General features: G+C 72.6%; 7 protein-coding genes. 4 read left to right on the forward strand and 3 right to left on the reverse strand.

Annotated elements, in window-relative coordinates:
* Positions 1-248 precede the first annotated feature (248 nt).
* The 4 genes from H4687_RS46300 to H4687_RS08490 all read left to right on the forward strand — a co-directional run bounded on the left by H4687_RS46300 (position 249) and on the right by H4687_RS08490 (position 5,966).
* Positions 249-800 carry a hypothetical protein gene (locus H4687_RS46300; RefSeq protein ID WP_078907281.1) on the forward strand — a complete coding sequence of 184 codons (552 nt, stop codon included), beginning with the start codon at positions 249-251 and terminating at the stop codon, positions 798-800.
* 301 nt (positions 801-1,101) lie between these two features.
* The gene (locus tag H4687_RS08480; RefSeq protein ID WP_050398540.1) at positions 1,102-2,568 is read left to right on the forward strand and encodes an aldehyde dehydrogenase family protein; all 1,467 of its coding nucleotides are present in this window, start codon (positions 1,102-1,104) and stop codon (positions 2,566-2,568) included.
* Positions 2,569-2,750: 182 nt separating this feature from the next.
* Positions 2,751-4,343, forward strand: a complete 1,593-nt coding sequence (locus H4687_RS08485) for an APC family permease (protein ID WP_046919910.1) — start codon at positions 2,751-2,753, stop codon at positions 4,341-4,343.
* Between the two features lie 72 nt (positions 4,344-4,415).
* A complete protein-coding gene (locus tag H4687_RS08490; protein ID WP_046919909.1) occupies positions 4,416-5,966 on the forward strand; it encodes a GMC family oxidoreductase in 1,551 nt (516 codons plus the stop codon).
* Positions 5,967-6,038: 72 nt separating this feature from the next.
* Here the strand turns inward: H4687_RS08490 and H4687_RS08495 are convergent, their stop codons facing one another.
* The 3 genes from H4687_RS08495 to H4687_RS08505 all read right to left on the reverse strand — a co-directional run bounded on the left by H4687_RS08495 (position 6,039) and on the right by H4687_RS08505 (position 13,590).
* Positions 6,039-10,883: a hypothetical protein gene (locus H4687_RS08495; RefSeq protein WP_046919908.1), complete on the reverse strand. Its 4,845-nt coding sequence runs from the start codon at positions 10,881-10,883 to the stop codon at positions 6,039-6,041.
* Between the two features lie 168 nt (positions 10,884-11,051).
* On the reverse strand, positions 11,052-11,930 hold the full coding sequence (locus H4687_RS08500; protein WP_046919907.1) for a hypothetical protein: 879 nt from the start codon (positions 11,928-11,930) through the stop codon (positions 11,052-11,054).
* Positions 11,931-12,066: 136 nt separating this feature from the next.
* A complete protein-coding gene (locus H4687_RS08505) occupies positions 12,067-13,590 on the reverse strand; it encodes a membrane protein (RefSeq protein ID WP_046919906.1) in 1,524 nt (507 codons plus the stop codon).
* Positions 13,591-13,648 lie beyond the last annotated feature (58 nt).

Genomic DNA, 13,648 nt, shown 5'->3' on the forward strand with positions numbered 1-13,648 from the left:
CTCCGTCAGGCAGTTGAACCCATGGCATCCCGTCGGGGAAGTTGGCCGGTTGGCCGGATTTTTGCGTTCCACGGGAATCTTCGGCGCACGTCGATCGTCTTTCTGTACGGGAATTGGGGGCGGAACGGGCCACAGGCCACGCACGACGCTCCCAGGCGGCGTAAATCAGAGGAAGTCGGGCACCAGTGGGGGGCCGGGTCTCGCGATCCGGATCTGTTGGTCCACCGGCGGTGGGGAGTGACGAGTTGATGGGCACGGCGGAGCGGCGCATGGCGCCCGGGGACGGAGTGGCGACGCCCGAGAGGGCGGAGCGAAGCGCTCGGGAATCGGAGCGCGGCCTCCTGACGGGGGAGAGCATCGCGGTGAAGGTACGGGGGCTCTCCGCCCGTGGCGACGAAGAACGGGTGCATTACAGGCCGTTGTGGATCGAGGAACCGGCGCGCAGGCGGCGGTTGCCCGACCCGGTGCGGACGGCGGCGGTGCGTGCGGTCCTCATCATCGCGGCGACCCTGGTCCAGGCGATGGTGGCGGTTCTGTGCACGCTGGCGGACTCGTGGCCGGCGTTCCCCATGGTGCTGAGCACCTTGGCGAGCGCGATCGCGGCGACCTGGGGCGTGCTCGATGTCTGGGTGACCCGCCAGGTGTGGAACCAGCGCAACGGCGTGATCTCCGCGCCCAGCAGCACGGCGCGCTCGTTGCGCCGTGAGCGGCGGCGGGCCCGCCGCGAGGCACGGACGACGGAGCGCGCACAGGCACGGATACGTCGACGCGGTGGCGCCGGGCAGCTGTCGCACCCGTAGGACGACGCGCAGGACGACGGGGTGGGCCCATGCGAGGCGTGGGCCCACCCCGCATGCTCTCGCGCCCCTGCGCCCCCGCGCCGAAACCTGCGAACGTCCGCGTTCGGCCATGGCGTCGCGAGGGTGCCGGAAGGGTGGTGCGCCGGTCCCACCGGGCCGGTTCCTCGGAAGTCCAGGCTCCTGACCAGGCGTGTCGACTGTCACATTTAACCTTCTCTTGGGCATAGAACGCGGTCTTCCGGTTAGGCGCACAGCCGCGAGGGCGCCCGCCTCACGGCGCTGACCAGGAGGAACGAGAGACATGCCCGAACTTTTCATCGGCGGAGCGTGGCGATCCGCGCTCGACGGACGGACGCGCGAGATCCGCTGTCCCGCCGACGGCAGCCTGGTCGCCGTCGTCGACGAGGCCGGAGCGAAGGACACCGTCGAGGCGATCACGGCCGCACGCCGCGCCTTCGACGAGGGCCCCTGGCCCGGCACATCACCCGCCGACCGCGGTGACCTGCTGCTGCGGGTGGCCGACCTGCTCGTACGCGACAAGGACGCGCTCGCCCGCGCCGAGTCCCTCGACACCGGCAAGAGGCTGGTGGAGAGCGAGTACGACATCGACGACATCGCGAACTGCTTCCGCTACTTCGGGCGCGCGGCCACGGCCGAGACCGGCCGGGTCGTCGACACCGGCCAGGCCGGCGTCGACAGCCGGGTCGTGTACGAGCCGGTCGGTGTGTGCGCGCTGATCACCCCCTGGAACTACCCCCTCCTCCAGACGGCCTGGAAGGTCGCCCCCGCGCTCGCGGCCGGCAACACCTTCGTGCTCAAGCCGAGCGAGCTGACCCCGCACACCGCGATCCACCTGATGCGCCTCCTGGAGGAGGCCGGGGTGCCCGCGGGCGTGGCGAACCTGGTCCTCGGCGCGGGCCCGGAGGCCGGTGCCCCGCTCTCCGAGCACCCGGACGTGGACCTGGTCTCCTTCACCGGCGGACTGCAGACCGGGCGTCGACTCATGGCCAACGCCGCGGCGAGCGTGAAGAAGGTCGCCCTGGAGCTGGGCGGCAAGAACCCGAACATCGTCTTCGCCGACGCCGACTTCGACGCGGCCGTCGACATGGCGCTGACCGCGGTCTTCCTGCACTCGGGGCAGGTGTGCTCGGCGGGTGCCCGCCTCCTGGTGGAGGACTCGCTGCACGACCGGTTCGTCGACGAGGTCGTCCGCCGGGCGAAGGAGATCCGGCTCGGCGGCCCGTTCGACGAGTCGGCGCAGACCGGTCCGCTGATCTCGGCGGCACACCGCTCGAAGGTCGAGGAGTACGTCGCCCGGGGCGTCGCCGAGGGCGCGGTGCTGCGCTGCGGCGGCGAGCGACCGAGCGGCGACGCCTACGACCAGGGCTTCTACTATCTGCCGACCGTCCTGGACGAGTGCACGGGCACGATGTCCGTGGTCCAGGACGAGTCGTTCGGGCCGGTGCTGACGGTGGAACGGTTCAGCACCGAGGACGATGCGGTACGGCTGGCCAACGACACGATCTACGGCCTGGCCGGTGCCGTCTGGACGACCGACGAGGCCAGGGCACAGCGGGTCGCGGCCCGGCTGCGGATCGGCACGGTCTGGATCAACGACTACCACCCGTACGTGCCGCAGGCCGAGTGGGGCGGTTACAAGCAGTCCGGCTTCGGCCGCGAACTCGGGCCCGCGGGGCTCGCCGAGTACCGCGAGGCCAAGCACATCTGGCGCAACACGGCTCCCGCGCCCCAGGGCTGGTTCGCCTAGCTCCGCCCCTTCTCCCACACGGCGCCCTCGCGGCTTCGTACGGCCTCCGACGGCCCCCTCCTCTGCACGCCCGCTCCCCGGGTGCTCCCTCTCCCCCGCATCACGCCCACGCCCTCCCCCGCCCTTCCGGCACCCGCAAGAGCCGCTCCCCCTCCTCCCCAAGGCCCACCAGGAGTCCGCTCATGACGACCATCGAGCAACCCACCGGCCCCAAGAACGCCTCCGACGACACCGAGTTGACCGAGTTCGGCTACAAGCCCGAACTCAAGCGCACGCTCGGCAACTTCCACACCTTCGCCGCCGGGATCAGCTACATCTCGATCCTCACCGGTACCTTCCAGCTGTTCTACTTCGGCTTCGCCAGCGGCGGCCCCGCCTACTGGTGGTCCTGGCCGATGGTGTTCGTCGGCCAGTTCATGGTCGCGCTGTGTTTCGCCGAGCTGGCGGCCCGCTACCCGGTCGCGGGCTCGGTCTACAACTGGTCGAAGAAGATAGGCAATCCGCATCTGGGCTGGCTCGCCGGCTGGATGATGCTGACCGCCTCCGTCGTGTCGATCGCGGCGGTCGCGCTGGCCTACCAGCTGACGCTGCCGCAGATCTCCGACGTGTTCCAGTTCGTCGGGGACGGCACCGGGACGTACGACGTGGCGACCAACGCGGTCATCCTGGCCGCGGTGCTGATCGCGTTCACCACCGCGGTGAACGCCTTCGGCGTGAAGCTGATGGCCCGGATCAACACGGCGGGCGTGTTCATCGAGCTGATCGCCACCGTCGTCCTGATCGTGCTGTTCGCCGTGCACATCACCCGCGGCCCGCAGGTGGTCATGGAGACCAACGGCACCGGCGACGCGTACGGCAACGGGTACCTGGGCGCGTTCCTCGTGGCCTCGCTGGCGTCCGCGTACGTCATGTACGGCTTCGACACGGCCGCCTCGCTCGGCGAGGAGTCCCTGGACCCGACCCGGAACGCGCCGCGCGCCATCATCCGGGCGATCATCGCCTCCTTCCTCCTCGGCGGTCTGATCCTGTTGCTGGCGCTGATGAGCGTCTCCAGCCTGAAGGGTGAGCAGCTGTCCACGGACGGTCTGCAGTACGTCGTGCTCAACGTGCTCGGCCCGACGGCCGGCAAGGCGATGCTGTGGTGCGTCCTGATCGCGGTCACCGTGTGCGCCCTGGCCGTGCACACCGCCGCCGTCCGGCTGACCTTCGCCATGGCCCGGGACAACAACCTGCCCGCCTCCTCGAAGCTCGCCAAGATCCACCCGCGTTTCCAGACGCCGGTGCTGCCGACCGTGATCATCGGTGTGCTGGCGCTGGGCATCCTCGTGGTCAACATCCGTCAGCCGCAGATCTTCACCGTGGTGACCAGCATCGGCATCATCATGATCTACCTGGCCTATCTGGGCGTCACCGTGCCCATGCTCGTGGCGCGGCTGCGCGGCACGTGGCAGCCGGCCGGGGACGGCAGGTTCTCCCTGGGCCGCTGGGGGGTCGTCGTGAACATCCTCGCCGTCGTGTGGGGCGCGGGCATGACCCTCAACCTGATCTGGCCGAGGGCGGCGGTCTACAACGCGGCCGCCCCGTTCCACTGGTACCTGCAGTGGGGCGCGGTCCTCTTCGTCGGGATCATCGCCGGCGGCGGCTTCGCCTACTACTGGTTCATCCAGCGGCACAAGACCGGTGTGCTCGCCGAGCACCGCGTGATCGCGGACGCCGGGCCCACGTCTCCGCCCGTACCGCCGGCCGCCCCGGTGGCCGCTCCGGCGGGTGACTGAGAGCCGGTTTCCTCCCCCAGTCCGACACAGCACAACGGCACGGCAGCACAGCAACGCAGGAGGTCGACCCCCATGAAGGCAGACGAATTCGACTACGTCGTGGTCGGCGGCGGCACCGCGGGAAACGTCGTCGCGGCCAGACTCTCCGAGGATCCGTCGGTCACGGTATGTGTACTCGAAGCGGGCCCCAGTGACGTCGGCGACGACGACGTCCTGAAACTGGAACGCTGGATGGGCCTGCTGGAGTCCGGCTACGACTGGGACTACCCGGTCGAACCGCAGGCCAGCGGCAACAGCTTCATGCGGCACGCGCGGGCGAAGGTCCTCGGCGGCTGCTCCTCCCACAACTCGTGCATCGCCTTCTGGGCGCCGGCGGAAGACCTCGACGACTGGGCGGCCGCAGGCTGTACGGGCTGGTCCGCGGCCGACCTCTTCCCGCTCTACCGGCGCCTGGAGACCAACGACGCGCCGGGCGAGCACCACGGGCGCTCCGGACCGGTGAAGCTGCGCACCATCAAGAGCGAGGACCCGTGCGGCAACGCGCTGCTGGAGGCGTGCGCCCAGGCGGGTATCCCGACGACGCCGTTCAACACGGGGACGACGGTGGTGCGGGGTGCCAACTGGTTCCAGATCAACTCCGACGAGAACAACATCCGGCAGTCCTCCTCGGTGGCGTACCTCCATCCGATCATGGGCAGGCGCCCCAACCTGGAGGTCCGCACCGGGGTCCGCGCCAAGAAGCTGGTGCTGGAGGGGCGTCGCTGTGTCGGCGCCGAGTATCTGGACCCGGACCTCATCCACACCCGGACGGTACGTGCCCGCCGTGAGGTCATCGTCTCCTGCGGCGCGATCGACACCCCGAAGATCCTGATGCTCTCCGGCATCGGCCCCGCCGAACAGCTGCGCGAGGTGGGCGTGGACGTGGTCGTGGACTCGGCGGGCGTCGGCGAGAACCTCCAGGACCACCCCGAGGGCGTCATCATGTGGGAGGCCGCACAGCCGATGCCCACCGAGTCCAACCAGTGGTGGGAGGCGGGCATCTTCTACGACACCGAACCGGGCCTGGACCGCCCCGACCTGATGTTCCATTACGGGTCCGTGCCGTTCGACATGAACACGGCCCGTCACGGCTACCCGACCTCCGAGAACGCGTTCTGTCTGACGCCGAACGTGACGCGGGCGAAGTCCCGGGGCACCGTGCGGCTGCGCACCCGGGACTACCGGGACAAGCCGAAGGTCGACCCGCGCTACTTCACGCACGAGCACGACGTGCGCGTGATGACGTACGGCCTTCGTCTCGCCCGGCAGATCGCGGCGCAGCCGGCGCTGAGCGGCTGGGCGGGGGCCGAACTGGCGCCCGGGCCCGACGTGCGGAGCGACGAGGAACTGCTCGACTACATCCAGAAGACCCACAACACCGTCTACCACCCGGCCTGCACCGTGAAGATGGGCGCGGACGACGACGCCTCGGCGCCGCTGGACGCGCGACTGCGGGTGAAGGGGATCGAGGGGCTGCGGGTCGCGGACGGGTCGGTGATGCCGGATCTGGTGACGGTGAATCCGTGCATCACGACGATGATGATCGGCGAGAAGTGCGCGGATCTTCTGAAAGCCGACGCCTGAGCAGGAGGGTGCCTGGGGGCGTGGGGCGACTGCGGGTCCGTGTCGGCTGATCCCGCAGTCCCCCGCGCCCCTTCAGGGCGCGGTCGTCGTGGGCCTCCTGTACATGCGTGTCGCCGTGATCTCGGTGTGCGCCGCCTCCCCCGCCTGGGGCTGCTTGGGCAGTCCCGGGCGGAGGTGTTCCTCCACGCTGATGTACTTCAGGCCCGCCCTCAGGTCGGCGTCGTTGCGCAGGCGGATCACCAGCGGGAACTCCGCCAGTGCGGTCGTGTCGAAGAGGCCGGTGGTGTAGAGGAGCTGGACGCCGAGCGCGTCGGAGACGGCGCGCTGGAGTTCCAGCAGGTAGGTCGCGTTGGCGCGGCCGATGGGGTTGTCCAGGAACAGCGTGCCCGCGTGGCGGTGCTTGTCCCGGCCCCGGTCGTTGCTGCGGAGCGCGGCCATCGTGCAGTAGAGAGCGATGGCGGCGGTGAGCAGCTGGCCGCCGGAGAAGACGTCGCCCATCTGCCCGACGGGGACACGCTCGGCCCTCAGCACGGCGTCCGGCTTGAGGATCTCCACGGCGATGCCCTTGGGCTGGAGCGCGGCACCGACACCCCGCAGCAGCAGGGACATGCCGTCGCGGCGCATGTCGGAGTTCTTCTTCACGGCCGCGCGGGTCGCCTCGTCGACGACCTCACCGAGCCGCTCGGTGAGCGTGGCCTGGTCGGGTTCCTCGAAGCGGATGCGCAGGAACTCCTGGCCGGACCACTCCCCGAGGCCCTCGGGGAGCCTGGACAGCCGCTGGGCGGAGCGGAGCGTGGCGAGGGCCGATTCCACCAGGCCCCGCAGCCGGTCGACGATCGAGTCCCGGTTGCGTTCCAGCTGGGCCAGCTCGTCCGTGAGGACCCTGAGGCGGGGCGCGAACGCGTCGGCCCACTTCTGGGCGTGCTCGGGGAGCGAGGCCGCGGGCAGCTCGCGGATCTGCTGACGGGCGGGGGTGCGGACCTGCTCGTAGCGCGTGGAGTTGGCGTGGCGCACGAGGATGTCACTGGCCTCGCGTACGGAGCCCTCGGCGGCGGACAGGTCGGCGGCGCAGCCGCGCAGGGAGCGGCGGGCCTCGGCGGCGGCCCTGCGTGCCTCCTCGGGGCCGCCCGGGTAGGGCTCGGGCTCCTCCTGGTCGTCGTCCGTGGAGTGGTCGCGCAGGAGGTCCCGGAGCAGGGCGGCGGTCTCGTCGAAGCCGCCGGCCGCGTCCTCGGCGGCGCGGTGGGACTCCAGCAGCTCGGCGTGGGCCTCGCGGGCCCCGGCCAGCTGCTCGGCCCGGGAGGCGAGTTCGGCGGTGGCGGTGCGCAGCAGGGCCTGGGCGTGCTCGGCGTCGCGCGGGTGCAGGTCCTCGGGCAGCTCGGTGTGCGCGTCGCCGTCCTCGGGGGCGTGCCGCTCGGCCTCGCCACGCAGCCGCCCGAGCTGCTCGCTCGACAGGGACACCCGGCTCTCCAGGAGCTGGACGAGTTCCTCGGCGCGGGCGACGGCGGCCTGCCGGGAGGGCGCGTCGGAGCCGTCGGGGGACTGCAGCAGCTGTTCGGCGCGGTTACGGACCTTGTTGGTCAGCCGGCCGAGTTCGGCGATCGCGGAACTCTCGTCGCTCTCGGCCCGTGCCTGCTCGGCGCGCAGGTCGGCGCCGACGCCGACCTTCTCGTAGACCTGGGAGGCGGCTCGATAGGCCTCGCGGAGGGCCGCGAGGGGGTGCCTGGGCGCGTCGGGGTCGCTCTCCGGTACGTCGTCGGGGGCGCCCGCGATCTCCGCGCGCTCGGCGCGCAGCGCACGCGCCGTACGGCGGGCGTCGTCGGCGGCGCGCTGGGTGGCGCGGCGGTCCTCGTCGGCGGCGCGGGCGCGCTCCAGACAGGACTGGGCGCGGGCCTCGGACTCGGCGGCCTCGTCGGCGAGTTCGCGGAGCTTGACCTGCCAGCCGGCGCGCTCACGCAACCGGTAGGCGAGTCCGGCGAGGGCGTCGGCGGCGCGGCGGGCCTTCTGTGCGGCCTCCTGCCGTTCGTCGCGCACCTGGGCCGCCTCGGCCGCCGCTTCCTCGGTCTCGGCCCGGACGGTCCGTGCCTCCGAGAGCTCCGCCTCGGCCTCCTCGGCGAACGCCCGTGTCTCCCCCGCGGCAGCGGCCAGCTCGGTGAGCCGGCCCGCCGGGCATCCCGTGCGCCACGAGGAGAGCCGGGCCGCCAGCTCCCGGTCCTTGCCGAGCCGGGCCGCCAGCCGGCGGATCTCCTCGTCCCGCTCGGTCGCCCGCGCGCGCAGCGTCCGGCGCTCCTCGTCGGCGGCGTGCTCGTCGTGCATGGCCGGGTTGGGCGGGACGAGGAACACGTCCGAGGAGAAGCCGTCGCCCGCGTCGACCGGCGGCGTCGGGGCCAGCAGGGCGGCCGCCGTGCCGACGGCGACGGCGGACCTCGGCAGCAGTGCCGCCTCGCTCAGTGCCTCGCGGGCCCGGGCGTGGGAGGCCGGGTCGGTGATGATGACCCCGTCGACCAGCTCCGGGCGGGCGGCGAGCACGCGTGCGTGGTCGACCGGGTCCACGGCCTGGGCGAGGTAGCGCCAGCCGGGCAGGGCCGGGATGCCGTGCTCGCCGAGGAACTCGACCGTGGCCAGGACGTCGGGGCCCGGCGGCAGCAGCCCGCCGTCGCCGAGGGCGCCCAGGATGCGGGAGTCGTCGGCCGCGGCGGTGCGCAGCTCGAAGAGGTGGCGCTCGGCGGACGTCACGTTGTCGTCGAGGAGTTCGCGCAGTTCGTCGGCGAAGCGGTCCAGCTCCTCGGGGGTGAGGGGGCCGGTGGCGAGTTCGCGTGCGACGGCGTCGGCCGCGGAGCGCCGGGCGCGGGCGGCGGGCACGGAGACACTCTTCCCCCCGGTCGCCGTGTCGGCCCGGCCGACGGCGCCGGTGGTGACATCGCCCGAGCCGAGGGGGCCGGGTCCGGCCGGGCCCTCTGTGCCGCCGACGTGGCCCGGGGCGCCCCGCGTGCCGTCGTCGGCACCGGCGTCGGCGTCGGTCTCGGCCCCGCCCCGGCGAGGCCCCGGCACGCCGCCCGTTCCCCGGCCGGCGGCACCCGGCAGGCTCAGCAGCTCCGCCAGCCGCTCCTCCCCCGCCAGGGCCTCCGCCGTGCGGCGCTCCGCGTCGTAGGCCCGTTCGGCGGCGGTCGCCGCGTCCGCCGCGCGGGCGGCCGTCAGCTCCGCGCGGGACTCGGCGGAGGCGGCCTCCCGGGCGTGCTCGGAGGCGCGACGCGAGGCCTCGCGCGCCGTGTCCCAGTCGGCCACGGCCGTCTTCTCGGCGTCGCTCGCGGCGAGGGCGGCACGGGCCGGGTCGGCGTCGGGCGCGGTGTCGTCGAGCCAGCCCGCGCGGACGGCCTCGGCGGTCTCCTGCTCGACCTCGCCGAGCCGCTGCCTGAGGTGCCCGACCTCGCTGCGGGCGCGCTGCGCCTCGGTGGCGGCGACGGTCGCGTCCCGGTGGGCGGCCTCACCGACCTCTTGCAGGGCGACCGACTTCTCCTCGCCCTCGTTCGCCAGGTTCTCGGCGCTCTCGGCGGCGGCGTGCAGAGCGCGGACGAGGTCGACGGCGGCCTTGGCGCGGGCGGCGAGCGCGGGGGCCGCGTCCCGTTCGGCCTCCTGGATGGCCGCTGCCACCCGGGCGACGCGGTCGGCGGCGGCCCGGTGCCTGAGCACGGCCTCGGCGGCCTGCCAGGCGGCGTGCAGGGTGCGCGCGTCGGCCAGCTCCCGCTTCTGCGCGGCGGCCGACTTCTCGGCGGCGGCCAGCGCCAACGAGGCGTGTCGGTAGGCGAGTTCGGCCGCGATCAGTGCGCTGCGGTCACAGGCGGCCTCGCAGTGGGTCACCGCGTACGCGGCGGCGGTGGTCCGCTGGGCGAGGTCGGTGCCCCGCAGCCGCTCCCGGGCGGCCCGCGCCGAAAGGCGTCGTGCCAGGGTGCGTGTGCGCCGCTCGGCTCCCGCGTGGATGTCCCGGGCCCGTGCGCGGCCCTCGGCGGCCTCGACGATCCGGCCCAGCAGATCCACGGACCCGGCGGTGAAGTCCCGCTCGGCGATCAGCTCCGCCCGCCGCCCGAGCTTGTTGCCGAACCCGCCGACCAGGTCGGCGAGCCCGTCCGTGTCACGGGTGTCGGTGACGGCCCGCAGCAGCAGGTCGGTGAAGTCGGAGTCCTTCTTCACCGCGAAGAGTCCGGCGGCCTCGCCCTCGTCGGCGTTCATCTCCCGCTGGTAGCGGAAGAGTTCCGGATCGAGGCCGAGGTCGGTCAGATGCTCGTTCCAGCGGTCGTGGATCTCCTCCCAGTGCACTTCGAGGTGCGGATACGCCTTGCCCGCCTCGGTGAGGGCGTCCCGGAAGCCCTTCATGGTCCGCCGCCGGCCCTGCGCGCCGGAGGCGCCCTCGACGGGCGGGCGGACGGTGGTGGACTCGGCCACGGGCAGGTTGTCGAGGCTCAGTCCCGGACCGGGCCGGAAGGAGTACCAGGCCTCGGCGAACTTCCGCGGGTCGCCGGAGACCTGCCGGCCCCGCCACTCGCTCACCTTGCCCACGACGACGCACTCGCCGGTCAGCGTGTGCTGCCACTCCAGGGCGACGTGCCCGCAGTCGTCGGCCAGCAGGAACTTGCGCAGCACACCAGAGCTGGCGCCGCCCAGGGTGTTGCGGTGGCCCGGCAGCATCACCGAGAAGATCAGCTTGAGCAGGACGGACTTGCCGCCGCCGTTCTCCAGGAAGAGGACACCGGCGGGTGCCGGCCGACGCGGCGGCCCGGTGGGCTCGTCCTCGAAGAACTCCGCCTGCTGCGGCGCGGGGTCGGGCACGTGAGCGCCGACACCCCGCAGATCCAGCACGGTGTCGGCGTAGCGCGCACCGGCCGGCCCGATGGAGTAGAGGCGGATCCGGGACAGCTCGTACATGGCGGCGGACTTTCGCGGTCGTAAGGGTGGTTCGTGCGGTGCGGTCGTCAGGCTGGTTCGTGCGGTGCGGTCGTGACGGCGGGCCGACGTCGGGCGGGGTCGTAGGGGCGGACGGGTGGTCGTGGTGCTCAGGAGCGACCTTGGAGCGACGGGGACCGATCGGTGCGCTCAGGAGTGGAACGGCAGGCCGGCGTCGGCCACCAGCTCCAGATCGTCGGTGTCCTCGGCGGGCAGCAGCGTGGCCGAGCCGTCGGTGACGGGCACGATGCCCAGCTCCAGCAGTTCGGCCATCGCGGCGCTGCCCGCCATGTCCCGCACCTGGAGCTGGTAACGCGCGGTCGTCCGGTACGTACCGCCGTTGTCGTCGCCGGTGCGCTGCAGGAACCCCGAGTCGGTCAGGAAGCCCACGGCCTTGCCGATGATGCCGGTGGTGGACCCGGCCAGGCGGCGCGCGTCCTTGGTGGCGCCGGTGGAGCTGCGTCTGGCCCAGATCCGCCAGGCCGACTCCAGGCCCGGTGCGTCGGTCGCCGGGTCGGTGTTCTCGCCCTGTTCCTCGGCGCGCTCCTCCAGCCGGCGGCAGGCCTGCCGGACGAAGGCGTCGACCCCGTTGACCGATACCCGCCCGATGTACCCGTCGTCCGCGAGGTCCTCCGGCCGGGGGAACGCCATGGCGGCCACGGCGAGATGGGCCAGCCCGTGCAGGAACCGGTCCACCGAGTCCGCCGCCGTCCGTCGCGCGTAGTCCCCCATCCGCACGGCGAAGACGGAGTCCTCGGCCGCCGTCACCGCCATGCCCGCCCGCGGTGACACCTCCAGCACGACCAGTCCCAGCCCGGTGGCCACGGCATCGGCGAGCCGCGCGAACCCCGGATCCTCCCGGTACCGCCGCAACAGCTCTCCGTACTCCTGGTCACGGGCGGGCTGCAGCTTCGGCTGCAGCCCGAAGGCGACGAGCCGGGCGGCGTCGGCGGCATCGGCGGGTGTGAGGGCGGCAGCCACCGGAGCGGTGGCCGTCTCCGGCTCACTCCACTCGACATGCTCACTCACGGCAGGAACTCCTCGATCTCATCACCAGGCGGTACGGCAAGCGACTCTCCAGGGGCGCGGTACACCGTGCGGGGCACCGCGCGATCAGCCACGAACAACCCGCACACGAACGACGGCCGGAACCCCGGCGGCGTCCTCACGCCGCCTCCCTGTCCGCCGCCATCCCCGCGGAATCCAGCAGGGCCATCCCCACGATCAGATCCGCCCCACCGAACTCGGGATCGTCCAGCTCCACCCCGTCGTCCACGGCGAACAACAGCTTCTCCTCGCCCTGCCGATAGGCCGTACCGACGGGCGGGCTGGCCGCGTGAACCGCCAACAGGGCCACCAGGTAGGGCAGTTCAGGATCCTGGAGGCGGGCCTCGGCCAACAGGCCGGACAGCCGGCGCGGCGCGTCCGCCGGCAGATCCAGCAGGCGCTTCGCCGCCGCCAGCTGCTCCTCACTGAACCGGCTGTCGTCGGGTGTGGCGATCAGATCCGGCTCGGGCATCTCAGCCCCGAGGTGTTCCCGCTCCACCGGGGGCGTGAACAGCAGCTCGACGAGGTCCCCGACCCGCACGGACCCCGGCGTGCGCAGGCCCGTACCGCGTGCGAAGAACGCGTCGGTCACCCGCCGGGCCTCCTCCACGGGCAGCGGAAGCAGGGGCGCGAGGAGATGGCCGTAGAGGTCCGTCCCCGAGGTCGTCATCGGCGTGGCGAAGGCCTGCCGGTCCTGCTCCGCGCGGAACAGCGGTCCGGCCTCCAGCAGCCGGGACTGCAGCTGCGTGTGGCGGCGGATGCAGTCCTTGACGATGTCCACGAGCTCGGCGGCGCGCCGCTTGTGCTCGGGTTCCTCGGACTCGTCGCGGGCCTTGCGGATGTTGGTGAGGATCGCGTTCTCGTGGCGGTAGCGGTCGGCGACGTGGTCGAGTGCCTCGGCGATCATGTCGGGCACGGTCCGGAGCCAGTCGACCGCCCGCACGTTGCGCCGGGTGGCGTCCAGTGCCCTGCGCAGGGTCTCGGAGTACTGCACGGTCCGGTAGCGGGCCTGCTCCGCGGCGAGCTGGGCGTCGGCGAGCCGGCCCCGGCTGATCAGGACCTCCAGCTTGACCTCGGCGGCGATCTGGGCGCTGGTGACATCGGTGTCGAGGGCGCCCACCAGGACGTTGACGGCCTCGTCGGTCGTCCGGAGGTAGACACCGCCGCCGTAGCCGGGGACCTCCTCGATCAGTTTGAAGTCGTAGTCGCGGCGGACGTAGGTGCCGTCGGACGCGAACGTCCCGTACACGGCCCGGAAGCCGCGGTCGACACTGCCGACGTTGATCAGGTTCTCCAGGACCCAGCGGGCCACCCGCTCGTGCTCCTCGACGGGCCGCCGCGGTGCCTGGGCGGCGATGCGCGGGATGAGGCGGGCGACGATCTGGTCGTGGTCCGCGCCCGTGTCGAAGTCCATGTTCAGGGTGACCAGGTCGATGGCGGCGAGGGCGACCTCCGCCATGCCGTACACCGAGTACTCACCGGCGAGGTTCGCCTTGCGCGCGTCCAGGTCGTGCAGCGGCGCGGTGCAGGCGAGCGCGCGCAGCCGCCGCGCCAGACCCTCGTCGGCGGCCGGGCCCGGTGCCGGGCGCGGCCCCGCGCCGGGCTGGGGCGGAACGCTGTCCGTCGATGCGGGTGAAGTCACGGTGCACAGAGTAGGTCCTGGGTCCGACAACGACCCAAATCGTTCCGCCGGGCGGGGC

This window comes from Streptomyces stelliscabiei (assembly GCF_014873495.1).
Classification (GTDB): Bacteria; Actinomycetota; Actinomycetes; order Streptomycetales; family Streptomycetaceae; genus Streptomyces; species Streptomyces bottropensis.

Bases quoted from the DNA above. Each gene is read 5' to 3' on its own strand.
- H4687_RS08490 (WP_046919909.1), top strand. From the start codon at position 4,416: ATGAAGGCAGACGAATTCGACTACGTCGTGGTCGGCGGCGGCACCGCG.
- H4687_RS08480 (WP_050398540.1), top strand. From the start codon at position 1,102: ATGCCCGAACTTTTCATCGGCGGAGCGTGGCGATCCGCGCTCGACGGA.
- H4687_RS08495 (WP_046919908.1), bottom strand. From the start codon at position 10,883: ATGTACGAGCTGTCCCGGATCCGCCTCTACTCCATCGGGCCGGCCGGT.
- H4687_RS08485 (WP_046919910.1), top strand. From the start codon at position 2,751: ATGACGACCATCGAGCAACCCACCGGCCCCAAGAACGCCTCCGACGAC.
- H4687_RS46300 (WP_078907281.1), top strand. From the start codon at position 249: ATGGGCACGGCGGAGCGGCGCATGGCGCCCGGGGACGGAGTGGCGACG.